Consider the following 24181-nt stretch of genomic DNA (forward strand, 5'->3'; position numbering starts at 1 on the left):
GTAGGCTCTGTTGGCCGTTCCACACCCCCGTTCAAGAGCCCGGACCGCGCGATTTCAGGCGCCTTGTGGCATCAGGGCTCGTCGGGGCGGATCGAGGGGATCTCCGGAGTCGGGCGGCGAGGGCCGCACGACACCGGACGTACGGGGTCCGACCCCGGGATGGGGAGGTGCGCGAGTGATGGCCACCGCGACGCAGTCGCAGACGGCCCAGGCCGCACCCGCGGGCGACGGGGTGACGCCGCATCCGAGGTCGGGTCCGGGGCGGTTCGGTCCGTTCCGATTGCAACAGCTCGTCCTGCTCCAGGTCGCCGCGGCGGCGCTGTTGGTGGCGTGGGTGGTGGAACCGCTGCTGCTGATGCCGGCCGGCGCGCTCGCGTTGGTCCTGGTGTTGCTCGCGGTCGTGCGCCGGCGCCGGCGGTCCCTGCCGGAGTGGCTCGCCGGCTCCCTCGCGCTGCGGGCCCGCCGGGGGCGGGCCGCCGCCTTCGCCGTGCCGGCCGGGACCGAACCGGGGCTGGCTCCGCTGGTCGAGGCAGATCCCGCGTTGCGGACCCTGACGTTCGGCGACCGTGACCGGCGGCCGGTGGGGATGGTGGGCGACGGGACGTTCCTGACCGCGGTCGTGCAGGTGGACACGGACGCCACGGCGCTGCGACCGGACCGGGGCGCGCGACCGCTGCCGCTCGGTCTCGTACGGGACATCCTCGAAGTGGACGGGATCCGCCTGGAGTCCGCGCAGTTGGTGCAGCACACCCAGCCGGCGCCGGCGCCGCACCTGCCGGCCCGGTCGATGGCCGCGCTCAACTACGCGCCTCTGCAGGCCAGCACCGGGACGCCCGCGGTGCGATTGACGTGGGTCGCGCTCAAACTCGACCCGGAGCTGTGCCCCGAGGCGGTCACCGCGCGCGGCGGTGGGCTCGGCGGCGCCCAGCGGTGTCTGGTGCGGGCCGCCGACCAGTTGGCGAGCCGGCTGACCGGGGCCGGATTCCGCGCCACGGTGCTGACCGAGCAGGAACTGACGGGCGCGCTGGCGACGTCCTCGTGCGCGAACCCGATGGCGATCACCCAGGCGGGCCGGTCGGCCGGGTCGGGGCGACGCACGGAGGAGACCTCGCGGACCTGGCGCTGCGACGACCGCCGGCACACCACCTACTGGATCGGCCGCTGGCCGCGACTGGGCGGTTCCGGGGCGGCGCTCCCCCAGTTCGTGGCGCTGCTGACGTCACTGCCGGCCCTGGCCACGAACTTCAGCCTCACGATGGCCCCCGCCGGGCGACAGGGCGTCACGTTGACCGGACACGTACGGGTGACCGGGCGCAGCGACGAGGAACTGGTCGCCGCCCGGCGCGAACTGGAGCGGACGGCGCGGGGTGTGAAGGCCGACCTCGTACGCCTGGACCGTGAACAGGTGCCGGGGCTGCTGGCCTCGCTGCCGCTGGGAGGTGCGCGATGAGGGGTACGGGTGCCCTGCGGGGCGGCTTCGGGCTGGTCGGCCCGCGCCGGGAACGGCACGTGCTGCCGGCGGCGGAGCTGGACCTGCTGGCGCTCCCCGTCGGGGACGACGGGGTCGTCATCGGGGTGGACGCCGAGGGCAACCCTGCGGTGCTGGGCGTCAACCGTCCCACCCCGTACGAGGTGACGCTGATCGGCGGTCTCTGGACGGCGCAGGTGCTGGCGTTGCGCGCGGCGGCCACCGGGGCGCGGGTGGCGGTGGAGACCGGGCGCGGGCCGGTGTGGTCCGGGCTGGCGCAGGCCGCCGGCGGCGGGCAGCAGTGTGTGACCCTCCACGAGGTGGGCCGGGTCCCGCCGCAGGGCGCGTCCGCGGGCAGCCCCGTCCTGGTGATCCGGGACTGCGGGATGAGACCACCGCGCGGCCGGGTGGTGGCGGGGCCGTGGCAGTCGGTGCTGACCCTGCTGCCGTACCTGAGCCCGACGGCGCCCCGGCTGCTGCGGAACTCCTCGGTGGTGGGCGTGCAGCGGGTCTCCCCCGACGAGGCGGAGCAGGTCGGCCGCCTGATGGGGTTGCCGGCCGCGGCCGTGGACTCGCTGCCGACGCTGGGTGACGGGGTCACGCTGTGGTGTACGCCGCAGGACCGCACGTTCGTGATGACGCAGGGCACGGACACGGAGATCGGGCTGCTGGGTCCGTCGCGGCGGATCGACTGACCCGACGCGGCGCGAACGGACCGGGGGTGGGCGATCCGAACGGATCCGGGGTGGTGGCGGTGCGGACCGCGAAGGCGCGCCTCGGGCCGTCCGGGACTCTCCCCGGATGGGGTGAGCGGGTGCCGATGACGGTTGCTCAGCGCCCGGTCGGCCTGTAGGGAGGAACGTGGCGCCCCCGGTCCGCGGCCCCGGCGGGGCGGGCCGCGAAAGGGGGCGCCATTAGGGTGAGTGAGGGCACGGCGTCGAGGTTGGCGCCTGTGCGGTGTTCGACAAACCAGGAGGACCAGTGAGCGGCGATCGGAACGAGAGGCGCGGCGGGACGTGGGACGTCCCGACGGACGATCAGTCCGACGCGGAGCCCGAGGTGACGGGCGAGTTCACCATCGACTACACCCCGCCGGCCTGGTACACCCAGGGCGCGCCGGCGGCTCCGGCCACACCGGTGCCGGGGCTGCCCGAGGGCAGCGGGTTCGAACCCCACCGCCCGTCGGACGTGGTCTCGTCCTCCACGATGCGGATCGCACCGCCCGCGCAGCGCCCGGCCGACGAGCGGGGCGCGCCCGCCGCGTTCACGACGCCGGCCGAACCGACGCCGGAACCCACGTCTCCCGAGCCGCCCCGCGTCGACGCCGCGCCGGCTCAGGAGCCCCCGGCGTACCGGCTTCAGGCTTCCGCTCCGTCGTACCCCGGTCCGGCCGCGTCGTACCCGGAGCCGGGCGAGGTGGCCGCTCCGGCGGTCGCGCCCGAGCCGGCGCCCGTGTCCCCGGACCTCCCCGCAGCTCCGGCCGCGGAACGGGTCGAGCCGGTCGCGGAACCGGTCGCTCCGGTGGCCCCGGCCGTGGCCGAGGCGGCTCCGGTCGAGCCCAGCCCGGCGGCCTCGGCGGCCGAGGCGGCTCCGGTCGAGGCGGCTCCGGTCGAGGCGGCTCCGGTCGAGCCGGCTCCCGTCGCCCCGCCCACTCCGGCGGCCCCGCCCGCGCCGCCCGCGGTGACGCCCGAGCCCCCGGCGCCGCCGTACCCCGGTCCCGCGCCGGAGCCGTACCCGAGCCCCGCGTCCGCACCGGCTCCGGTACCCGTGCCGGTCGAGCCGCCCGTACCGGCGCCGGTCGAGCCGGCGGTGTCCGTCGCGCCCGCCGACGGAGCGTCCCCGGTGACTCCGGTCCCCGCCCCCGCCGACGCGGTTCCTCCGGCCGGTCCCTACCGGGACCCCGCGCCGCAGGCTGCCCTCGCGGAGCCCGCGCCCGGGCCGTACGCCCCGCCCGCCACCCCGGCGGACGCGCCGGCGCCCGTCGTGGAGAACCCCTACGGGGGACCCGGTGGTGCCCTTCCGCCGGCCGCCTTCGGTGCGCCCGATGCCCCGCAGGGCTACGGCTTCCCGCCTTCCCCCGCCGACCGCCGGCCGCAGCCCCCGGCCCCGGCCCCGCACGGGGGATACGGCTTCCCTCCCGCCCCGCCGGCACAGGTCCCCGCTCCGGCTCAGCAGCAACCCCAACCGCCGCAGCCGCAGCCGCAGCCGCAGCCGCAGCCGCCCTACGGTGACCCCCGTTCGGGCGCGCAGTGGCCGAGCGGCCCCCAGCAGCCCTCGTACCCGTCCGGCCAGGCCGGCGGTGGGGCGCCGCTCGGCTACACCGCCGCCGTCGAGTTGTCCTCCGACCGTCTGTTGCGGGCCAAGCAGAAGCCCAAGCCGACCCGTTCGGGCTTCCGGTTCGGCGGCAAGGCGGCCGAGGCCGAGCGCCTGCGCAAGCTGGAGCTCATCCGTACGCCGGTCATGTCGTGCTACCGGATCGCCGTCATCAGCCTCAAGGGCGGCGTCGGCAAGACCACGACGACCACCGCGCTCGGCGCGACGCTCGCCACCGAGCGCCAGGACAAGATCCTGGCCATCGACGCGAACCCGGACGCCGGCACCCTCGGCCGGCGGGTGCGCCGCGAGACCGGTGCGACGATCCGGGACCTCGTCCAGGCGATCCCGTACCTGAACTCGTACATGGACATCCGGCGGTTCACCTCGCAGGCCCCTTCCGGCCTGGAGATCATCGCGAACGACGTGGACCCCGCGGTCTCGACGACCTTCAACGACGAGGACTACCGGCGTGTCATCGAGACCGTGGGGCGCCAGTACCCGATCGTCCTGACCGACTCGGGCACCGGGCTCCTGTACTCCGCCATGCGCGGGGTCCTCGACCTGGCCGATCAGCTGATCATCATCTCGACACCGTCCGTGGACGGCGCCAGCAGCGCCAGCACCACGCTCGACTGGCTCTCCGCCCACGGCTACGCCGATCTCGTGTCCCGGTCCCTCACCGTCATCTCGGGGGTCCGCGAGACCAGCAAGATGATCAAAATCGAGGACATCGTCCAGCACTTCGAGACCCGTTGCCGGGGCGTGGTCGTGGTGCCCTTCGACGAGCACCTCGCCGCGGGCGCGGAAGTGGACCTCGACCTGATGCGGCCGAAGACGCGCGAGGCGTACTTCAACCTCTCCGCGTTGGTCGCCGAGGACTTCGTCCGCGCGCAGCAGCAGGCCCCGCAGAACCACTGGGGCGCCCCGCAGGCCGCCCAGGTCCCGCAGCCTCCGCAGGCGCCGGCGCCGGGTCCGTACCAGCAGGCGCCCCACCAGCAGCAGCCGCCGCCCGCCCCACAGCCGTACGACCGGGCGTACCCGCAGCCCGGGCAACCCTGGCAGCAGCCCGGGCAGCCGGGGCAACAACCGCCGCAGCCCGGTGGTCCGCCGCGCGATCCCCGGCTCGGCTGACGCGGGCCGGGACGCACCGGGCGGCAGCACGAAGGGCCCGTACCGTCCCAGGACGGTACGGGCCCTCACGTCATTCGTGCGATGGGGCTCAGCGCTGCGCGTCGTAGGCGTCGGTCAGCACACGCGCCCGCTTCACGTCGTCGGCGATGGCCTCCAACAGCCCGTCCAGCGACTCGAACCTGGCCATGCCCCGCACGTACGCGAGGAAGTCCACGGCCACGTGCATGCCGTACAGGTCCAGCCCGATCCGGTCGATCGCGTACGCCTCGACGGTCCGCTCGGTGGCGTCGAACTGCACGTTCGTCCCCACCGAGATCGCCGCGGGCATCCGCTCGCCGTCCGCCGTCAGCCAGCCCGCGTACACCCCGTCCGCGGGGATCGCGGTGTGCGGCTGGGTCTCGACGTTGGCCGTCGGGTAGCCGAGTTCGCGCCCGCGCTGCGCGCCGCGCACCACGACGCCCTCGACCCGGTGCGGGCGGCCGAGGATCTCGGCCGCGCCGTCCATGTCGCCCTCGGCGACGAGCCGGCGCGCCAGCGTCGAGGAGAACGGCACCCCGCCGCCCGCCTCGCCGCGTTCCACCAGGTCCACGACGTCGACCTCGTAGTCGTACGTGGCGCCCAGCTCGCGCAGGAAGTCGACGTTCCCGGCGGCCTTGTGGCCGAAGCGGAAGTTGGGTCCCTCGATGACGGCGCGGGCGTGCAGCTTGTCGACCAGCACCTTCACGATGAAGTCGGCCGGGGACAGCTGGGAGAACTCCGCCGTGAACGGCAGGATCAACAGCGCGTCCACCCCGAGACCGGACATCAACTCGGCGCGTCGGTCGTAGGGCGCCAGGATCGGCGGGTGGCTGCCGGGCCGCACGACCTCGCTCGGGTGCGGGCTGAAGGTGACGACGACCGACGGGAGGCCCAGCTCCCGGGCCTTGGCGACGGCCCGCCCGATGATCAGCTGATGCCCCCGGTGCACACCGTCGTAGGAGCCGATGGTGACGACGCTGCGTCCCCAGTCCTGGGGGATGTCCTCCAAGCCACGCCAGCGCTGCACTGTGACCGCTCCTCGCCCGAACCCGTATGGTCCCTGTCCTGATGCCGATTGCAGGTCTAAGACTGCCATGCCGCCGGCCGGGGGTCCGCATCGGCATCGGGCCGGCTCCGCCCCGCACGACGGGATGCCGGGCGCGGGACGACGACGGGAGCCGGCCCCGCCTCACGTGATGGCCGGCCCCGCCTCACGTGATGTCGGGTGCGGTCCTGCTCAGCGTCTCGACCGTACGTCTGGCACCCGGCCCGAGCAGCGCCGCGGCCTCGACCCCCGATGCGTCGAGCCAGCGCGCGACGAGGCTCCCGAAGACCGGATCGGCGCGGGCGAGCTCCACCGTCCGGTGCTCGAACACCGCCGGACCGCCCGGCACCCCCAACAGCCGGCGGCCGGTGCGCCGCAGGAGCTCGCGAGTGCGTTCCTCCGGCCGCGCACCCACCCAGGCGGCGAGCGCCCCGAGGAAGGCGTCGAGCACCACCGGGTCGTTCTCCTCCCGCAGCAGCACGTCGGCCAGGTCGCCCCGGAGCACCGACGAGCCCTCCCCGCCGGGCGCGGCCAGCACCCGGGCCAGGGCGACCCGGACCTCCGTCGGGGCGGTCCGCAGCAGGTCGAGGACCAGCGGGCGGAGCACGGGCATCGCGGCCAGGCCCTGGGCGAGGCGCCGGTCCACGAACACGGCCGCGTGCGGGGCGTCCTCGGGGTGCCGTGCGAGGTGCTCCCGTACGAGGTCTCCCGCGCGGCGGGCCAGTCCCGGCGTGGTCAGCGCGGCCAGGGCGCGCACCACCTCCCCGTCGGCGCGGGCCCGAAGGGCGGCGAACACGGCGTCCGGGTCGGGCAGCACGGGCAGCGCCGCGACCAACGCCGACGCGGGCAGCCGGGCACCGCCCTCGGGATCGCGGAAGCAGGCGAGGGCGTCGGGCAGGTAGCGGGCCCGCACCCGGGGGTCGCGGAGCAGCATCCCGAGGGCACTGCCGTGCAGGGTCGCGTCGGCCGGTCGGTCCAGCAGCGCCCGCGCCGCGCGACGCAGCAGCTCGCGGTCGGCGGGGGCGCGCACGTGCGGGGCGGTGGTCGATCCGTACGCGGCGGCGGCGACCCGGCGCCCGGGCCGTTCGTCGTGGGCCCAGCGGTCGACGGCCCGGCACAGGGCGGAGGGCTCGTCCTCGGCGAGGACGGCGAGCAGTTCGTCGGCACGCGGGTGGGCGGCCGCGACCAGGGCCTCCGCGAGCTCGTCGACGGCGAGGGCGCGGTGGGTGTGCAGCAGGGCCTGGGCGGCGGTGGCGACGGTGGCTCCGGGGCGTCCGCGCAACCGGCGTTCGTCGGTCAACCAGGCGCAGAGCAGGGGCTGGACGAGCCTCGGGTCACGGGCGAGGCGTCGGGCGGCGGCCTCCAGGTAGCGGTGGTCGGAGGGCAGCAGCCGACGCAGCAGGTCGAGGCGGTCGGACTCGGACAGCCGGAGCCGGTTCCAGAACCAGCCCTCGAAGTCGCCGGGGCCGGTGCGGGCCACGTGTTCGGCGAGGGCGTGCAGGACGGGCAGGTACGGCGTGGCGTCGGGGACCCGCAGCAGGCCCTCACGGAGCAGGCGGGCCGCCCACCAGACCCGTTCGGCCCGGTCTCCCTCCCCGGGCGCGGGCTGCTCGCGCTCCCCCTGTGCCCGCCCTTCCGGTCCTCGCTCCGCTTGTTGCTCCGCTTGTTGCTCCGGTTGCCGTTCCGGTTCGGCCTCCGCGAAGGAGTTCAGGGCCTCCACCAGCCGGGTCAGCATGCCTCGGGTCTCGGTCGGCGAGAGCCTGAGCAGGGCCTCCACGACGGTGCCGACGCGGTGGCGGGGCACGGGCGGGCCCGTGGTGGCGGGGCCGAGGTGCACCAGGGCGTCCAGTGCGGTCGGGACGTCGAGGTGTCCGGCCTGGAGCCAGTCGGACAGTTCCTCGTGGGCGAAGCGGTAGCCGTTCCCGGCGGGGACCAGCAGGCCCTCGGTGAGCACGGCCGAGGCCCAGCCGGTCCGCCAGGGGAACAGCTCCTCGAAGGCGGCCCGGTCCAGTTCGCCCTGCCCCGGCCCGAGGCAGCGCCGGGCGGCCTCGTGCACCCGCCCGGCGACACGGGCGGCGAGCCTGCGCACCCCGGGCCCGTGCACACCAGGCCCGGGCACGCCGCGACCGTGGTCACCGTGGCTCCGTGCCCCCGGGGCGCCCCGGTCCGCCTCGGCCGGGTCCGCGCCGCACACCGATCCGATCAGGGCCGATACCCCGTCAGTGCCCGCGGTGTCGGGGCCGCAGGGGTCCCCCGCCCCGCGGAGCCGGGACCCGGCCGCGCCGAGCCCCCCGAACCAGCCGGGCCCCGCGCCCCCGGTCCCGCCGGCGCCCGGGGACGGGGACGGGGACGGGGCGCCGCCCGGGCCCGGCTCCGACGAGCCGGCGCCCGAGGCCGCGATCCGCACGGCCACCCGCAGCGCCGACAGGTCGAGGTGCGCGGCGAAGACCTCGTCGCGGCCGGGCCGCCCCGCGGTGACCTCGGCGGCCCGGATGTCGGCGAGCAGGCGCAGGGTGAGGGGGTGCCGGGCGTCGGCTTCCCGCACCGCGTCGGCGGGGATGCCGAGGCGGGCCCGGGCGGTCCGCGCCTCCTCCGGGCTCAGGTCGCCGACGGGCAGCGCGGGCGGCAGCCGTCGGGCCGGACGGGCGGGGACGTACAGCGCCTCGGGCGGATACAGGGCGCCGGCCCGCTCCCAGTGCTCCGGCCGGGCGGCGACGATCAGCCGGGCCCCGATGCGGGCGAGCCAACGGGCGGTGGCCTCGGCCCACGGCGCCTGTCGTGGGACCTGCCGCGGGGACGTCTCCTCCGGGGCGTCGAGGACCACCAGCAGAGCGCACCCGGCGTCGGCGGCCAGCCGTGCGATCCGCTCGACGGTGCTCGCGGCTCCGGGGGCGGCGGCAGGCTCCGGAACCGGTCCCGGCACAGCCGTCCCCGCCCGACCGACGAGCTCGGAGAACGGCTCGACGGTGCCCACGGCGGTCGCCCGGCCGCCGTGTCCGGCGTCGGCGGGCGGGGCGAGGGACGAGAACGGACCGAAGCCCGCGGCCGACCCGAAACCGGTGGCCGAGCCGAAGCCCACGGCAGAGCCCACGGACACGGCCGCCTCTGCGGCGGCCATCGCGGCGGGCTCCGGGGACATCACGCGCGCCGCCGTCGCCTCCGCCTCGGCTTCCATCCGCGCCTCCGCACCGGCGGCGACGATCCGCCGCGCCGCGGCCAGCGCACGCGCCACGGCGTCGGCCAACGAGGAGTCCGCGGCGCGCAGATCAGCCCCGCGCAGCCACAGCGTGGGCGCCGGCCGGGCCCCGCGGGCACGGTGCGCGGCCAGCACGGCCAGTGCCGTGGTCCGGCCGGTGCCCGGGGCGCCGACCAGCCCGAGAACGGACCGGTCCGAGGCGGTGAAGGAGGCCAGTTCGGCGGCGATCCCGGGGCGCTCGACGGGTTCCGGTCCGCCGGCGGTGAGCGCCGGGGGCAGTGTGGTCCCGGTCAGCTCCAGCACGCCGGCGAGGTTCAGGTCGGCGCCGTGTCCCGGCACGGTGGCGGCGTTTCGTTCCAGCAGGGCGGCCAGCGGGCCGCCCGGGTCGGCCTCGGCCGCCGCGCGGAGCGGGATCGCGAAACCGGCCGAGCGGTGTTCGGCGTGCAGAGCGGTGCCCACCACGGCGAGCACCGCTCCGGTCTCGGCGTCGAGCACCGGCCCCCCGCAGGCCTCCCCGCCCAGCTCCAGGGCGTCCCGGCCGGCCGTGCCGATCGCCAGCTCCACCGCGGCGGGCAGGACGTGGATCCGGTCGGTCGCGGTGTACGTGACCTCCGCGCCGGCCGCGAGCACGCGCGCCTGTCGCCACCCCCGCGCGGGGATCCGTACGTACGTCCCGGGAGTGATCGCCGAGCGCGCCCCGATCGGCAGGGGACGCAGACCCAGCCCGTCGGTGCGTACGAGGGCGAGCGCGAGCCACGGCAGGGGGGTCACGTCCCGCGCCTCGGCGAGCCACGTGCGTTCCCCGGGGCCGTGCAACACCACCCGGGCCAAGCCGTCCACGGCCTCGTGGCTGGTGATCACCGTGCCGCGGTCGTCCGCGACGAAACCGCTGCCACGCACCCGCCCGGCGAGATCGCAGATCCTGACGAGCTCCGTCATTGCCGCACCACTCCCCCGCCGTACCCGTGCCCATGACGTTAGGCAGGTGAAGATCAGCGGGAAAAGCACGTGAGCCGAAAGCGCCCCCTTACGCTCCCTCCATTCACTCCGAGCGCCTGCTCGGACGGGTGAATAAGGCACTCCGGGTGGATAGAGAGCTACCCGAGGGGGGTCGTGGAGCGGCGAGCGGCGGTCCTTGTGCGCTCGCCGCTCCACGACGAACACGCGCGAGGCAAGGAACGGCGGGAAGGACGCGTACGGCCCGGCCCGCCGCACGGCCCGAGGGCCGTACGCACGCACCGGGCCGAACCGCCCGTTCCGCGGACCTCCGTCCGTCAGACGAACACCGCGAGCGACTTCGCCTTGCCGCCCTTGCTCTCCACGAGCCCGAGCAGTTGGTCCTGCGGACCGTAGACGGCGACCGTCTTGCCGTCCTCGTACTCCTCCGGCATCTCGATCCGCACGCCGTTGGCGAGCAGACCGGCACGCCGGGCGTCCAGGTCCCACCGCGGGAAGGCCGCGGCCGCGGCCTCGCCGATCGGCATGACGGTCAGCTCCTCCTGGAGCTGGTCGAGCGTCCGCGCCCGGTCGAGCTTGTACGGGCCCACCCGGGTGCGCCGCAGCGCCGTCAGGTGGCCGCCGACACCGAGGTCGGCGCCCAGGTCGCGGGCGAGGGCCCGGATGTACGTACCGCTGGAGCAGACGACGGAGACGACGAGGTCGACGACCTTGGTGCCGTCCTCGGCCTCGGCGTCCCGCATGTCGTACACCTGGAAGGACGAGATGGTCACCGGTCGGGCCGGGATCTCGAAGTCCTCGCCGTCCCGGGCGCGCTTGTAGGAGCGAACGCCCTTGATCTTGATGGCGCTGACCTTGGACGGGACCTGCATGATCTCGCCGGACAGCTTGGCGATGCCGGCGTCCACGGCCTCGCGGGTCACCCCGGACGCGTCGGCGGAGGAGATGATCTCGCCCTCGGCGTCGTCCGTGAGGGTGTCCTGCCCCAGCCTGATGGTGCCGAGGTACTCCTTCTCCGTCAGCGCGAGGTGGCCGAGGAGCTTGGTGGCCTTCTCGACGCCGAGGACGAGTACGCCCGTGGCCATCGGGTCGAGCGTGCCGGCGTGGCCCACGCGGCGGGTCTTGGCGATCCCCCGCATCTTGGCGACCACGTCGTGCGAAGTGAAGCCGGACGGCTTGTCGACGATGACAAGGCCGTCCGGAGTCTTCCCTGCGTTGGTGCTCATTCCGCGGTTGCGTCCTCGTCGTCCTCGTCCGGCTTCTTGTACGGGTCGGCGTCGCCGGCGTACTTCGCGCCGGAGGAGACCTCGCGCACCTGGGCGTCGGAGGCCCGCGCCTTGTCGAGGAGGTCTTCGATGGTCTTGGCGTTCTCCGGGAGGGCGTCCGCCACGAAGGTCAGGGTGGGCGTGAACTTGGTTCCCGCCGCCCGGCCGACCGCGGAGCGCAGTACGCCCTTGGCGCTTTCGAGGCCCGCCGCCGCACTGGCCCGGTCCTCGTCGTCACCGTAGACCGTGTAGAAGACCGTGGCCTCCCGCAGGTCGCCGGTGACCCGGGTGTCCGTGATGGTCACGTGCGTACCGAGGCGGGGGTCCTTGACACCGCGCTGCAGCTTCTCGGCCACCACCTCCCGGATGAGGTCCGCCAGCTTCTTCGCCCGCGCATTGTCGGCCACTGGTCCGTCTCCTTCTTTGTCTTGCAGTCAGTCTTCATCACCGTGGAGCCGCCGTCGTACCGACAGCAGCTCCACTTCAGGACGTGCCGCGACCAACCGCTCGCAGCGGTCCAGTACGTCCGACACGAACCCCGCGTCCCCACTCACCAGGGCGACCCCTATGAGGGCCCTGCGGTGCAGGTCCTGGTCGCCCACCTCTGCCGCGCTCACGGAGAACTTGCGTTGGAGCTCGGCGACGATGGGCCGGACGACGGAGCGTTTCTCCTTCAGCGAGTGAACGTCGCCGAGGAGCAGATCGAAGGACAGAGTCCCCACGTACATGCAGTTCCGGATATCCCGCCGGTGCGGGTTCGGTGGCCTGCCGGCCTTCGCGCGGCAGGATCACCAGAACCGTACACGCAACGGCCGGGGCCGATCGACGGATATTCCGCCGACCGGCCCCGGTGCTACTCGTACGACCTTTCGGCCGTACGAGCCTTACGCCTTACGACACGGTGCGAACCGCCTCGCGCTTACGCGCGGGGCTTCTCGCGCATCTCGTACGTCGCGATGACGTCGTCGATCTTGATGTCGTTGAAGGAACCGAGGTTGATACCGCCCTCGAAGCCTTCGCGGATCTCGGTGACGTCGTCCTTGAAGCGGCGCAGACCGGAGATGGTGAGGTTCTCGGCGATGACCTTGCCATCGCGCAGGAGCCGCGCCTTGGTGTTGCGCTTGACCTCGCCGGAGCGGATGAGAACACCCGCGATGTTGCCCAGCTTGGACGAGCGGAAGATCTCGCGGACCTCCGCCGTACCGAGCTCGACCTCTTCGTACTCCGGCTTGAGGAGACCCTTCAGGGCCGCCTCGATCTCCTCGATGGCCTGGTAGATCACCGAGTAGTAGCGGACGTCGACACCCTCGCGGTCCGCCATCTGCGCGGCGCGACCGGCCGCACGGACGTTGTAACCGATGACGATGGCGTCGGAGCCCATCGCCAGCGAGATGTCGGACTCGGTGACCGCACCCACACCGCGGTGCAGGACCCGGATGTCGACCTCTTCACCGACGTCGAGCTGGAGCAGCGAGGACTCGAGAGCCTCGACCGCACCGGACGCGTCGCCCTTGATGATGAGGTTGAGTTCCTGGACCAGACCGGCCTTGAGCACGGAGTCGAGGTCCTCGAGGGACACACGACGGACGCGCTTGGCGAAGTTGGCGTTGCGCTCTCGCGCAGCACGCTTCTCGGCGATCTGACGGGCCGTACGGTCCTCGTCCACGACGAGGAAGTTGTCGCCGGCGCCGGGGACGTTGGTGAGACCCAGGACCAGGACGGGGGTCGACGGACCCGCTTCCTCGACGTTGTTGCCCTTGTCGTCGAGCATGGCGCGCACTCGGCCGTAGGCGTCGCCCACGACCATCGTGTCGCCGACGCGGAGGGTACCGCGCTGCACGAGGACGGTCGCGACGGCACCGCGGCCGCGGTCGAGGTGGGACTCGATCGCAATACCCTGAGCGTCCTGCTCCGGGTTGGCGCGCAGGTCGAGCGAGGCGTCGGCGGTGAGGACGACGGCCTCCAGCAGGGAGTCGATGTGCAGACCCTGCTTCGCGGAGATGTCGACGAACATCGTGTCGCCGCCGTACTCCTCGGCGACCAGACCGAACTCGGTGAGCTGACCGCGCACCTTGACCGGGTCGGCACCCTCGACGTCGATCTTGTTGACCGCGACGACGATCGGGACGCCGGCGGCCTTGGCGTGGTTGAGCGCCTCGATCGTCTGCGGCATGACGCCGTCGTTGGCCGCGACCACGAGGATCGCGATGTCGGTCGACTTGGCACCACGGGCACGCATGGCGGTGAACGCCTCGTGACCCGGGGTGTCGATGAAGGTGATCTTGCGCTCTTCACCGTTGACCTCGGTACCGACCTGGTACGCACCGATGTGCTGCGTGATGCCACCGGCCTCGCCCGCGACGACGTTCGTCTTGCGGATGGCGTCGAGCAGTCGGGTCTTGCCGTGGTCGACGTGACCCATGACGGTCACGACCGGCGGACGCGGCATGAGGAATTCCTCGCCGCCCTCGTCCTCGCCGAACTCGATGTCGAAGCCCTCGAGGAGCTCGCGGTCCTCTTCCTCCGGGCTGACGATCTGAACCGTGTAGTTCATCTCGCCGGCCAGCATTTCGAGGGTCTCGTCGGAGACGGACTGCGTGGCCGTGACCATCTCGCCGAGGTTCATCATCACGGCGACGAGCGACGCCGGGTTGGCGTTGATCTTCTCCGCGAAGTCGGTGAGGGAGGCACCGCGCGACAGGCGAACGGTCTCGCCCTGGCCGCGCGGCAGCATCACGCCGCCGACCGACGGGGCCTGCATGGCCTCGTACTCCTGGCGCCTCTGACGCTTGGACTTGCGACCACGACGGGCCGGACCGCCGGGACGACCGAAGGCGCCCTGCGTGCCACCACGGGCACCGGGACCACCGGGACGCCCGCCGAAGCCGGGACGACCGCCGCCACCGGCACCGGCCGGACCGCCACCGAAGCCGCCGCCACCGGGACGGGGGCCACCGAAGCCGCCACCGCCGCCGGGACGCGAGCCCGGACCGGCCGGACGACCGGCGAAGCCGCCGCCCGCGGGACGACCGGCGCCGCCGCCGGGACGGGCACCGCCCGCACCGGGACCACGGCCACCGGGGCCGCCGCCGGGACGCGGACCGGGACCACCGGCAGCGGGACGCTGCGGCATCATGCCCGGGTTGGGACGGTTACCGCCGGGAGCACCACCGGGACGCGGGGCACCGCCCTGCGGGCGAGGCATGCCGCCCGGGGTCGGACGACCGGCGCCCTGACCCTGGGGACGCGGGGCGCCGCCGGGGCCGCCCTGCGGACGGGGAGCACCCTGGCCGCCGCCGGCGCCGGGGGCACCGGGACGGGGAGCGCCGGCCGGACGGGGCGCCTGCGGGCGCGCCATGCCGGTGGAGCCACCAGAGGTGAACGGGTTGTTGCCCGGACGGGGACCGGCCGGACGGGCGCCCTGCGGACGCGGGGCACCGGCACCGCCGGCGGGACGCTGGGACGGACCGCCGGGGGCGGAACCGGCCGGGCGCGGGGCGCCGGGACGGGCGCCGGGCTGACCGCCCTGGCCCTGGCCCTGGGCCGGACGCTGCTGCGCCGGACGGGGGCCGGGAGCGGCCGCGGCGGGACGCTCGGTGCGCGCCGGGGCGGCCGGGGCCGCCGGAGGCGCGGAGAACTCGGTCGCCACGGGAGCCGCCGGAGCGGGCTTCGGGGCGGCCGGAGCCTTGGGACCGGGACGCGGGCCGGATGCGGCCGGAGTCACCGGGGCGGGAGTACTGGCGGCCGGAGCCTCGGCGACGACCGGCTTGGGGGCCGGTGCACCGGGCTTCGGGGCGGCAGGACGTGCCGCAGCGGCCGGGGAGGGCGCTGCGGGCTTGGCGGGCGCTGCCTTGCGGGGCGCGCCGGGCTTTGCAGCGGACTTGCCGGCGTTGCCGCCGGGCCCCTGCAGTGCGTCAGTCAACTTGCGTACGACAGGCGCCTCGATCGTCGAGGACGCCGAACGTACGAATTCACCGAGTTCTTGGAGCTTGGCCATGACGACCTTGCTCTCTACCCCGAACTCCTTGGCGAGTTCGTATACCCGGACCTTAGCCACTTCGCTCCTTTTAGGTCCGGGTTACGCCGGACCGTCGCTACTTCATGGGCGTACTCATCGCGTACTCATCGAGTGCTCATCGCAATCTCGACCTACTTCCAACTCGCGAGGTACCTGACCGCACGGGGTATCCGTGCCGTACTACTTCTTACGGTGTCGCCCCGGCCTCACCGGCCACGGCTTTGCGCAGTTCCGTCGTGTCGAGCGCTCCGGCGGACCGAAGGGCCCGGGGGAACGCTCTGCGGCGGACCGCCTGGTCGAGGCAGACCACGGCGGGGTGCACGTAGGCACCCCGGCCGGGCAGCGTACCGCGAGGATCGGGGACGCATTCGTCCTCGACCGCCACGATGCGCAGCAGATCGCTCTTGGCCGCTCGCTCCCGACACCCCACACAGGTGCGTTCGGGGCATGCGCGGGCTTGCGTCCGGCCAGACACGCCTAAGTCTACCTCCCCGCACCGACCTCACCCCTTCGGGCGAAAAATCGAACGGATGTCGTCGTGATTCACATGGATCCCGGAGGAGCCACAGGTCAGGGACCCCGGCCCGCGGGGTCCCTGTCTACCGGCCGAAAACCACCGACCGGTAGTGGTTTATTCCCCGCGCCGGTCGGAGTGACGGTCCGCGCCGCGGTCGCCGCCGCGGTCCCGGTCGCCACCGCGGTCGCGGTCCCCGTCCCGGTCCGAGGGGTCCTCGGTGTCCGGGCGGATGTCGATGCGCCAGCCGGTGAGCCGCGCGGCGAGGCGGGCGTTCTGGCCCTCCTTGCCGATGGCCAGCGACAACTGGTAGTCGGGCACGGTGACGCGGGCGGAGCGGGAGTCCCAGTCGACGACCTCGACCTTGCTCACCCGGGCGGGTGACAGGGCGTTGGCGACCATCTCCGCCGGGTCGTCCGACCAGTCCACGATGTCGATCTTCTCACCGTGCAGTTCGGCCATCACGTTGCGCACGCGGCTGCCCATCGGGCCGATGCAGGCGCCCTTGGGGTTCAGGCCGGAGCGCGTGGAGCGGACGGCGATCTTGGTGCGGTGGCCGGCCTCGCGGGCGATCGCCGAGATCTCGACGCTGCCGTCGGCGATCTCCGGGACCTCCAGGGAGAACAGCTTCTTCACCAGGTTGGGGTGGGTCCGCGAGAGGGTCACGGACGGGCCGCGCACACCCTTCGCGACACGCACCACGTACGCCTTCAGGCGCAGCCCGTGGGTGTACTCCTCGCCGGGGACCTGCTCCTGCACCGGCAGGATGGCCTCCAGCTTGCCGATGTCGACGAGGACGTTCTTGGGGTCCTTGCCCTGCTGGACGACGCCGGTGATCACGTCACCCTCGCGGCCGAGGAACTCGCCGAAGGTCAGGTCGTCCTCGGCGTCGCGCAGACGCTGGAGGATCACCTGCTTGGCGGTCGTCGCGGCGATCCGGCCGAAGTCCGACGGCGTGTCGTCGAACTCCTTGGGCTCCTGGCCCTCTTCGAGATCCTTCGGGTCTTCCGTCGCCCACACGACCACGTGACCGTTGGTGCGGTCGAGCACGACGCGGGCGCGGCGGAAGCTGCCCTCGGTGCGGTGGTACGCGATGAGGAGGGCCGACTCGATCGCCTCGACGAGCAGGTCGAAGGAGATCTCCTTCTCCCGGACCAGACCCCGTAGGGCACTCATGTCGATGTCCACGACTACGCCTCCTCTTCCTTCTTGTCCTTGCGGTTGAACTCGATCTCGACACGCGCCTTGGCGATGTCGGTGAAAGCGATGCGGCGGGTGGTCGCCTTGCGGCCCTTCACACCCGGTACTTCGAGGTCCATGCCCTCGTCGTCGACGTCGAGGATGCGGGCGATCAGTTCCCCGCTCTCGACCGACTGGAACTTCACGAGACGGCCGATCGCCCGGATGTAGTGACGGTGCTCGGTCAGCGGGCGGTCCGCGCCCGGCGAGCTCACTTCGAGGACGTACTCGTCCTCGCCCATCACGTCGCTCTCGTCGAGCAGATCGGAGACCTCGCGACTCAACTCGGCACAGGCGTCCAGTTCCACACCCTCATCGGAATCCACGATGATCCGCAGCATCCGGCGCTTGCCCGCCTTGGACGTCTCGATGTCTTCGAGGTCCAGGCCCTTGGCGGTGACCAGCGGCTCCAGCAGTCCGCGCAGCCTGTCGCTCTGGGTGGTGCTCATCCGGGTGACTCCTCGGCCGCGTGTGCTGTTGTGGTTTTCTGTCGCGTGTCAGGTCAAAGGGTATCCGGTCGCGGAGGGTGTTGCCGTCCGCGCTCCGGCACGGGCCCCGGGTACCTTGATCACACCCGCCGATCACACCCGCCCCGCCGTCACCTCCGGAGGACGTCACCGTGCCCTGGACCACGCCACGCCCGCCGTCCGTGCCCGCGCGGACCTCGGGTTTCCCGGAGTCGGCGGAGCCCGCCGGTCCCCCGCGCCCTTCCCGCGTCTCGCGCCCCTCGCGCCGGAGCGTGCTCGTCACGGCCGTCGGCGCGGGCGGCGCCGCACTGCTCAGCGGGTGCTCGGACGCCGGCGACGCGTCCGGCGCGAGCACCGAGGTCTCACTCGAACGGCGGATGCGGGAGAGCGCCGTTCGTGACTCCGAGCATCTGCTGGAACGTTACGACAGGACCATCGCCGCCCATCCGGACCTGGCCGGGCGACTCGGGCCACTGCGCGCCTCCGTCGCGGCGCACCCCGCGGCCCTGGCGTTCGTCGAACCCGGTCGGGAGGCCTCCCCGTCGCCCTCCGCCTCGGCGACGGCCACGCCGTCGCGCTCCGGCGAGCCGGTTCCGCCCAAGGCCGCCGACGCCCTGGCCGAACTCGCGGACGCCGAGCGGAGCCTGGCCGAGACCCGGACCGTCGCGCTGGCCGGCGCCCCCGGGGAGCTGGCCCGGCTGCTGGCCTCGGTCGCCGCCTGCGGAGCGGTCCACGCGTACCTGCTGACCTCGACCCCGGGAGCATGACCGTGAAGCCCGAGCCCTCCGCGACGACCCGCCCGCTGGAGGCCGCGCAGTCCGCGCTGGCCGCCGAGCACGCAGCCGCGTACGCCTACGGGGTGATCGGCGCGCGCATCGCGGCGGCCCGTGCGCCCGAGGCCCGCGAGGCGTACGGACAGCACCTCGCGCGGCGTGACTCGCTCGCCCGCACCGTGCGTGACCTGGGCGGATCGCCCCGCCCGTCGGAGGCCGCGTACGCCCTGCCGTTCGAACTGCGGACCCCTGCGGACGCCGAGCGGCTCGCCGGTGACGTCGAGGACCGGGTGGCCGGCGCCTACTCCGATCTGGTGCGGGCCGCCGACGGCTCGTTGCGCCGTGAGGCGGCCGACGCGCTGAGCGCCGCGGCGGTCCGCGCGGCGCGCTGGCGTGGTGTCGGCGTAGCCTTCCCTGGGCTCACGGAACGTTCGAAGCGAGCCCAGACCAGCTGAAAGGGATCACGCACGCATGGCTTTCGAACCGCCGCAGCGGCTGGTGCGGGCGCTCGGCGAGACGCCGGAGACGACGCGGGACACGGACTGGCTGGGGCGGTTGCCCCTGCTGACCGAGGAGGCGCTGACCCGGCGTGAGGTGGCCGCGCAGCGGGTGCAGGCCCCGGGCGGACGCAGCAGTCTGGTGCTCCTCGTCCGGTACGCCGACGGCACCCCGGCCGCGCTGAAGCTGGCGCCCCCCGGGGCGCGGCCCGACCGGGAGCTGGCGGCGCTGGCCCACTGGGGCGGGTTCGGGGCGGTGCGGGTCCTGGACTCGCGGTACCACGAGGAGGACGGGGCGCTGCTCCTGGAGCGGCTGCATCCGGAGGTGTCGCTGCGCTCGCTGCCGGAGGCGAAGGCGCTGCTGGAGGCGTCGGGCACGCTCCGGCGGCTGTGGGTGGCCCCCGGGGCCGATCACGAGTGGGAGACCGTCGCGCAGCGCACGGACCGGCAGGCCGAGGCGCTGCGGAAGGCTCCCCCGGAGGTCGAGGGGCTGGCCGCGACGGCCCTCGCGCTCCGCGAGGAGCTGACGGCGGCGCCGGGCGAGGAGCTGCTGCTGCACGGGAACTTCCGGCAGGGCAAGGTGCTGGCCGGTGAGCGGGCGCCGTGGCTGACGGTCGGTCCCGACCCGGTGGTCGGCGAGCGGGCCTACGACCTCGCGCGGCTGGTCAGGGACCGGCTGGAGGACCAGGTCGCCTCCTCGACGGGGGCGTCGGGCGCCCGCCGGCGGGTGAACAAGCTGGCCGACGCGTTGGACGTGGACCGGGAGCGGCTGCGGGGCTGGACGGTGTTCCGCGCGGTGGAGTCGGGGAACCGGGCCCTGGCCGCCGGGCGGCGTCGGGACGCCGAGCTGTTGTTGGAGTTCGCGGCCTGGTTGTAGGGCATACCGTACATAGGTAGGTATGTCCGGCAGGGGGCCGTCATGGTCGAGGAACTGCTGACAGCGGCGATCGCCGCGGGCGTGGGAATCACGGTGTACCTGGGCGTCGCCGCCCGGGTGGTGAAGCAGTACGAGCGGGGCGTGGTGTTCCGGCTGGGCCGGCTCCGTGAGGGCGTGCGGGGTCCCGGCTTCACCTTCGTCGTCCCGGGCGTGGACAAGCTGCGCAAGGTGAACATGCAGATCGTGACGATGCCGGTGCCGGCCCAGGAGGGCATCACCCGGGACAACGTCACCGTGCGGGTGGACGCGGTCGTCTACTTCAAGGTGGTCGACGCGGCCGACGCGATCATCCAGGTCGAGGACTACCGGTTCGCGGTCTCGCAGATGGCCCAGACCTCGCTGCGGTCCATCATCGGCAAGTCGGACCTGGACGATCTGCTGTCCAACCGGGAGCAGCTGAACCAGGGGCTGGAGCTGATGATCGACAGCCCGGCGATCGGCTGGGGCGTCCAGATCGACCGGGTCGAGATCAAGGACGTCTCGCTGCCGGAGACCATGAAACGATCGATGGCCCGGCAGGCCGAGGCGGACCGCGAACGGCGGGCGCGCATCATCAACGCGGACGCGGAACTCCAGGCGTCGAGGAAGCTGGCCGAGGCGGCCGAGGTCATGTCGGAGCAGCCGGCGGCGCTGCAACTGCGGCTCCTGCAGACGGTGGTGGCGGTGGCGGCGGAGAAGAACTCCACGCTGGTCCTGCCGTTCCCGGTGGAGCTCCTGCGCTTCCTCGAACGCGCGGCACCCGCCCCCGCGCCGCCCGCCCCGGCCGCCCCGCCGGAAGCGGCCCCGCCCGTCCCGCCGGGCGAGACCCCGACCGCGACGCCGACCATCGCGCCGGCCGCGGACACCGACGCGCCCCCGGCCCTCGACCCGCCCCCGGCCGAACGCGACTAGGCCGTCTCTTTCGGATCTTGCCGGCGGCGCGGGTCAGGCAAGATCCGGAAGAGACGGCCTAGACGGCCTGGCCGCGGTACGGGCCGTCCGCCGGGGCCCCGCGCCCCGGCGGGGGTTGGTCACGTCAGACGGGCCAGCGCCTCCGCGAGCGGGAGTTCCTCGCGGGTACCGTCCAGGCGGTTCTGGAGTTCGACCACCGACTCGGCCGAGCGGCGCCCGGCGACCAGGATCCACGGCACGCCGATCAGCTCCGCGTCGGTGAGCTTGACCCCGGGCGACAGCCCCGGCCGGTCGTCCAGGAGGACCCGCCGGCCCGCGGCGGCCAGCGCCTCGGCGGCTTCCGCGGCGAGCGCCAGCGGTACGGCCTTGCCCGCCGCGACCACGTGGACGTCGGCCGGTGCCACCTCGACGGGCCAGCACAATCCCCTTTCGTCGGCGGTCTGTTCGGCGAGCGCCGCGACCGCCCGGGAGACGCCGATCCCGTACGAGCCCATCGTGACCCGGACCGGCTTGCCCTCCTTGCCGAGCACGTCGAGCCCGAAGGCGTCGGCGTACTTGCGACCCAGTTGGAAGATGTGGCCGATCTCGATCGCGCGGTCCAGGCGGAGGCCGGCGCCGCAGAGCGGGCAGGGGTCGCCGGGCGCCACGACCACCACGTCGAGGTACCGGTCCACCTCGAAGTCCCGTCCGCAGACCACGTCGCGGGCGTGCGTGTCGGGCTTGTTGGCGCCGGTCACCCATGAAGTGCCGGGTGCGACACGGGGGTCGGCGAGGTAGCGGACCTTGTCCAGGCCCTGCGGGCCCACGTAGCCGCGTACCAGGTCGGGCCGGTCCACGAAGTCCTCGGCCGTCACCAACTCCACGACGGCCGGGGCGAGATGCTCGCCCAGCTTCCCGAGGTCCACCTCGCGGTCCCCCGGTACGCCGACGGCCACGATCTCGCCGTCCACCTTCACGAGGAGGTTCTTCAGCGTCGCCGAGGCGGGTACGCCCAGGTGCGCGGCCAGCGTCTCGATGGTGGGGGTGTCGGGGGTGGGGATCTCCTCCAGGGGGCCGTGCTCGCCGGCCACCGGTGTCAGGGCGAAGGTCACGGCCTCCGTGTTGGCCGCGTAGTCGCAGGACGGGCAGTCGGCGAAGGTGTCCTCGCCCGCCTCGGCCGGGGCGAGGAACTCCTCGGACGCAGAGCCCCCCATCGCTCCCGAGACCGCCGACACGATCCGGTGGTTCAGCCCGAGCCGCTCGAAGATCCGCCGGTAGGCGGCACGGTGGAGGGCGTAGGACTCGGCCAGGCCCTCGTCGCTCACGTCGAAGGAGTACGAGTCCTTCATCTGGAACTCGCGGCCGCGCAGCACCCCGGAGCGCGGCCTGGCCTCGTCGCGGTACTTGGTCTGGATCTGGTAGAGCATGACCGGCAGGTCCTTGTAGGACGTGCACTGGTCCTTCACCAGCAGGGTGAAGATCTCCTCGTGGGTGGGGCCGAGGAGGTAGTCGGCGCCCTTGCGGTCCTTGAGGCGGAAGAGCAGGTCGCCGTACTCCGACCAGCGGCCGCTGACCTCGTACGGCTCCTTCGGCAGCAGCGCCGGGAGGAGGACCTCCTGGGCCCCGATCGCGTCCATCTCCTCGCGGACGACGCGCGAGACGTTGTCCAGGACCCGCTTGCCGAGCGGCAGCCAGGTCCACACGCCGGCGGAGCTGCGCCGGACGTAGCCGGCGCGGACCAGCATGCGGTGACTGAGGGTCTCCGCGTCCGCCGGGTCCTCGCGGAGGGTCTTGGCCATGAGGCGGGACATGCGCTGCACGTGTTGCGTTGACATGACGCGAGGCTATCGGGGACCGGCGCGGGGCCCGAAACGAATTCAGCGCCGGCGCAGGGGCAGCGGGGCGCCCATGACGGCGTACGGCAGGCTCGCGCTGGGGAAGTGCACCCGGCGGGCGAGGTCCGTGTAGCCGAGGGCGCGGTAGAGGCCGCGGGCGGGGCTCTCGGTGTCGATGGCGGACAGGATCGAGCGGGGCTCGGCGGCGGTGTCGGTGATCCGCGTGATCAGGGCGCGGCCGACGCCCCGGCCCTGGAAGCCGGGGTGCACGTGGAGTTCGGTGATGACGAAGGAGTGGTCGAGCCAGCCGTCGTGACCGCCGGCGCGCAGGTGGGGTTCGACGACGGTGGACCACCAGTGGTCGCGGTCGTTGGGCATGCCGTACACGAATCCGGCGAGCGCGCCGTCCTCGGTGAACGCCCCCAGGGCGCGGGCGCCCCGGCAGTCCATGTGGCGCTGGACGATGTAGCGCCGGATGCCGACCTCGTCGTCGCTGAGCCCGAACGCGACGGCCTGCACGCGCAGGGCCTCGTCCACGCGGGCGGCGAGGTCGAGGGCGGCGATGCGGAGTCCGGCGGGCCGGTCGGGGTCGTCGCCCTCGGAGGTAGGCAGCATGCCGTGACCTTACTCGGGGGTACCGGCGAGGGATACGTGGCCCTCTCGGCCGGCGGCCCGCTCCGGCGGCGCCGACGGGCCGGGTGCCGCGCGAACGGACGGGTCCGCGCGTGCCGGCCGGGGGGCGGGCCGGGTCAGAAGAGCACGCTCATGAACGCGCCGACCTCGCGGAAGCCCACGCGGCGGTAGGAGGCCCGGGCGGCGGTGTTGAAGTCGTTGACGTAGAGGCTGACCACCGGGGCCACGTCGCGCAGCGCGTACTCGACGACGGCGGCCATGCCGGTCTCGGAGTGCCCCCGGCCGCGGAACTCGGGGTCGACCCAGACGCCCTGGATCTGGCAGGCGCGGGGGGTGGCGGCGCCGATCTCCGCCTTGAAGACGACCTTGCCGTCCTCGACGCGGGCGAAGGAGCGGCCGGAGCCGACGAGTTCGGCGACCCGGGCCTGGTAGAGCAGGCCGCCGTCCCCGGCGAGCGGGGAGATGCCGACCTCCTCGGTGAACATCGCCACGCAGGCGGGCATGATCAGGTCCAGTTCGTCCTTGCGGATCCGGCGGACCAGGGGATCCGCGCGGACCTCGGTCGAGGGCTGTTCGATGACCATGAGGGGTTGGCGGGAGCGGATGTCCCGGGCGGGGCCCCAACTGGGCTCCAGGAGCTGCCACAGCAGCCGGGTGGCCTCGGCCGGGCCGACGATGGAGGAGCAGCGGCGGCCGGTGCGGCGGGCGCGGTCGGCGAAGGCGCGTACGGCGTCGGGTCCGGCGCAGACGGGGACCAGGTTGGCTCCCGCGTAGCAGAGGGCCTGGAGCGCGCCGTCGGTGTACCAGCCCCACATCTCGCCGCCGAGGCGCCACGGGTCGAGCCCGGCGACCTGGACGCGCGAGGTGACGAAGGCGTTCTCGACGGGGTCGCGTCCCAGGACCGCGAGCGCGGCGTCGAGATCACTGGGCTCAAGGACCCGGGTGGTGGTCTGCGTCAACACTGGGGCCTCACCATGCAAGTCTGCTGATCCCCGAACTGTA

The 24181-nt window shown here is 73.8% G+C and carries 19 protein-coding genes; 7 read left to right on the forward strand and 12 right to left on the reverse strand.

Annotation, left to right across the window (positions count from 1 at the left end; genetic code table 11):
• The first annotated feature begins 178 nt into the window (after positions 1–178).
• From eccE to ACFYW3_RS20250, 3 genes are all read left to right on the forward strand, one after another.
• Positions 179–1450, forward strand: a complete 1272-nt coding sequence (gene eccE, locus ACFYW3_RS20240) for a type VII secretion protein EccE (RefSeq protein WP_389386924.1) — start codon at positions 179–181, stop codon at positions 1448–1450.
• Complete coding sequence (locus ACFYW3_RS20245; RefSeq protein ID WP_351761444.1) at positions 1447–2163, forward strand: hypothetical protein; 717 nt, start codon at positions 1447–1449, stop codon at positions 2161–2163. Before eccE ends, ACFYW3_RS20245 begins: the two co-directional genes overlap by 4 nt.
• A gap of 286 nt (positions 2164–2449) precedes the next feature.
• Positions 2450–4915: an SCO5717 family growth-regulating ATPase gene (locus ACFYW3_RS20250; RefSeq protein WP_389386925.1), complete on the forward strand. Its 2466-nt coding sequence runs from the start codon at positions 2450–2452 to the stop codon at positions 4913–4915.
• A gap of 88 nt (positions 4916–5003) precedes the next feature.
• Here the strand turns inward: ACFYW3_RS20250 and ACFYW3_RS20255 are convergent, their stop codons facing one another.
• The 9 genes from ACFYW3_RS20255 to rimP form a co-directional block, all read right to left on the reverse strand.
• A complete protein-coding gene (locus ACFYW3_RS20255; protein ID WP_389386926.1) occupies positions 5004–5960 on the reverse strand; it encodes a bifunctional riboflavin kinase/FAD synthetase in 957 nt (318 codons plus the stop codon).
• 184 nt (positions 5961–6144) lie between these two features.
• On the reverse strand, positions 6145–10113 hold the full coding sequence (locus ACFYW3_RS20260) for a trypsin-like peptidase domain-containing protein (RefSeq protein WP_389386927.1): 3969 nt from the start codon (positions 10111–10113) through the stop codon (positions 6145–6147).
• A gap of 335 nt (positions 10114–10448) precedes the next feature.
• Entirely contained in the window at positions 10449–11357 is a 909-nt protein-coding gene (gene truB, locus ACFYW3_RS20265) for a tRNA pseudouridine(55) synthase TruB (protein WP_329442024.1), read from the reverse strand.
• Positions 11354–11803, reverse strand: coding sequence for a 30S ribosome-binding factor RbfA (rbfA, locus tag ACFYW3_RS20270; RefSeq protein ID WP_351754121.1), 450 nt, complete (start codon positions 11801–11803; stop codon positions 11354–11356). The genes truB and rbfA overlap by 4 nt, the downstream gene beginning before the upstream one ends.
• 27 nt (positions 11804–11830) lie before the next feature.
• Positions 11831–12124, reverse strand: a complete 294-nt coding sequence (locus ACFYW3_RS20275) for a DUF503 domain-containing protein (protein ID WP_053675255.1) — start codon at positions 12122–12124, stop codon at positions 11831–11833.
• A gap of 191 nt (positions 12125–12315) precedes the next feature.
• Positions 12316–15453: a translation initiation factor IF-2 gene (gene infB / locus ACFYW3_RS20280; RefSeq protein WP_351754124.1), complete on the reverse strand. Its 3138-nt coding sequence runs from the start codon at positions 15451–15453 to the stop codon at positions 12316–12318.
• Between the two features lie 148 nt (positions 15454–15601).
• Positions 15602–15889 carry a YlxR family protein gene (locus tag ACFYW3_RS20285; protein ID WP_351380626.1) on the reverse strand — a complete coding sequence of 96 codons (288 nt, stop codon included), beginning with the start codon at positions 15887–15889 and terminating at the stop codon, positions 15602–15604.
• Between the two features lie 156 nt (positions 15890–16045).
• Complete coding sequence (gene nusA / locus ACFYW3_RS20290; RefSeq protein ID WP_351754127.1) at positions 16046–17116, reverse strand: transcription termination factor NusA; 1071 nt, start codon at positions 17114–17116, stop codon at positions 16046–16048.
• Positions 17117–17118: 2 nt separating this feature from the next.
• Entirely contained in the window at positions 17119–17616 is a 498-nt protein-coding gene (gene rimP, locus ACFYW3_RS20295) for a ribosome maturation factor RimP (protein ID WP_329442031.1), read from the reverse strand.
• Between the two features lie 170 nt (positions 17617–17786).
• On the opposite strand from rimP, the gene ACFYW3_RS20300 reads away from it, so the two are divergent.
• Genes ACFYW3_RS20300 through ACFYW3_RS20315 form a run of 4 tightly spaced genes read left to right on the forward strand, consistent with a single transcriptional unit; the run spans position 17787 to position 20732 of the window.
• Positions 17787–18401 carry a hypothetical protein gene (locus ACFYW3_RS20300; RefSeq protein WP_389386928.1) on the forward strand — a complete coding sequence of 205 codons (615 nt, stop codon included), beginning with the start codon at positions 17787–17789 and terminating at the stop codon, positions 18399–18401.
• Positions 18398–18862 carry a ferritin-like domain-containing protein gene (locus ACFYW3_RS20305; protein ID WP_351754132.1) on the forward strand — a complete coding sequence of 155 codons (465 nt, stop codon included), beginning with the start codon at positions 18398–18400 and terminating at the stop codon, positions 18860–18862. The genes ACFYW3_RS20300 and ACFYW3_RS20305 overlap by 4 nt, the downstream gene beginning before the upstream one ends.
• 16 nt (positions 18863–18878) lie before the next feature.
• On the forward strand, positions 18879–19781 hold the full coding sequence (locus ACFYW3_RS20310; protein ID WP_351754134.1) for an aminoglycoside phosphotransferase family protein: 903 nt from the start codon (positions 18879–18881) through the stop codon (positions 19779–19781).
• 42 nt (positions 19782–19823) lie between these two features.
• On the forward strand, positions 19824–20732 hold the full coding sequence (locus ACFYW3_RS20315) for a slipin family protein (protein WP_389386929.1): 909 nt from the start codon (positions 19824–19826) through the stop codon (positions 20730–20732).
• Between the two features lie 119 nt (positions 20733–20851).
• Here the strand turns inward: ACFYW3_RS20315 and ACFYW3_RS20320 are convergent, their stop codons facing one another.
• From ACFYW3_RS20320 to ACFYW3_RS20330, 3 genes are all read right to left on the reverse strand, one after another.
• Entirely contained in the window at positions 20852–22546 is a 1695-nt protein-coding gene (locus ACFYW3_RS20320) for a proline--tRNA ligase (protein ID WP_389386930.1), read from the reverse strand.
• 42 nt (positions 22547–22588) lie between these two features.
• Positions 22589–23161, reverse strand: coding sequence for a GNAT family N-acetyltransferase (locus ACFYW3_RS20325; RefSeq protein ID WP_351754141.1), 573 nt, complete (start codon positions 23159–23161; stop codon positions 22589–22591).
• Positions 23162–23295: 134 nt separating this feature from the next.
• The gene (locus ACFYW3_RS20330) at positions 23296–24141 is read right to left on the reverse strand and encodes a GNAT family N-acetyltransferase (protein ID WP_351754144.1); all 846 of its coding nucleotides are present in this window, start codon (positions 24139–24141) and stop codon (positions 23296–23298) included.
• Positions 24142–24181 lie beyond the last annotated feature (40 nt).

Source organism: Streptomyces sp. NPDC002602, assembly GCF_042889445.1.
Taxonomy (GTDB): Bacteria; Actinomycetota; Actinomycetes; order Streptomycetales; family Streptomycetaceae; genus Streptomyces.

Bases quoted from the DNA above. Each gene is read 5' to 3' on its own strand.
- eccE (WP_389386924.1), top strand. From the start codon at position 179: ATGGCCACCGCGACGCAGTCGCAGACGGCCCAGGCCGCACCCGCGGGC.
- ACFYW3_RS20245 (WP_351761444.1), top strand. From the start codon at position 1,447: ATGAGGGGTACGGGTGCCCTGCGGGGCGGCTTCGGGCTGGTCGGCCCG.
- ACFYW3_RS20260 (WP_389386927.1), bottom strand. From the start codon at position 10,113: ATGACGGAGCTCGTCAGGATCTGCGATCTCGCCGGGCGGGTGCGTGGC.
- truB (WP_329442024.1), bottom strand. From the start codon at position 11,357: ATGAGCACCAACGCAGGGAAGACTCCGGACGGCCTTGTCATCGTCGAC.
- ACFYW3_RS20275 (WP_053675255.1), bottom strand. From the start codon at position 12,124: ATGTACGTGGGGACTCTGTCCTTCGATCTGCTCCTCGGCGACGTTCAC.
- rimP (WP_329442031.1), bottom strand. From the start codon at position 17,616: ATGAGCACCACCCAGAGCGACAGGCTGCGCGGACTGCTGGAGCCGCTG.
- ACFYW3_RS20305 (WP_351754132.1), top strand. From the start codon at position 18,398: ATGACCGTGAAGCCCGAGCCCTCCGCGACGACCCGCCCGCTGGAGGCC.
- ACFYW3_RS20310 (WP_351754134.1), top strand. From the start codon at position 18,879: ATGGCTTTCGAACCGCCGCAGCGGCTGGTGCGGGCGCTCGGCGAGACG.
- ACFYW3_RS20315 (WP_389386929.1), top strand. From the start codon at position 19,824: ATGGTCGAGGAACTGCTGACAGCGGCGATCGCCGCGGGCGTGGGAATC.
- ACFYW3_RS20320 (WP_389386930.1), bottom strand. From the start codon at position 22,546: ATGTCAACGCAACACGTGCAGCGCATGTCCCGCCTCATGGCCAAGACC.
- ACFYW3_RS20325 (WP_351754141.1), bottom strand. From the start codon at position 23,161: ATGCTGCCTACCTCCGAGGGCGACGACCCCGACCGGCCCGCCGGACTC.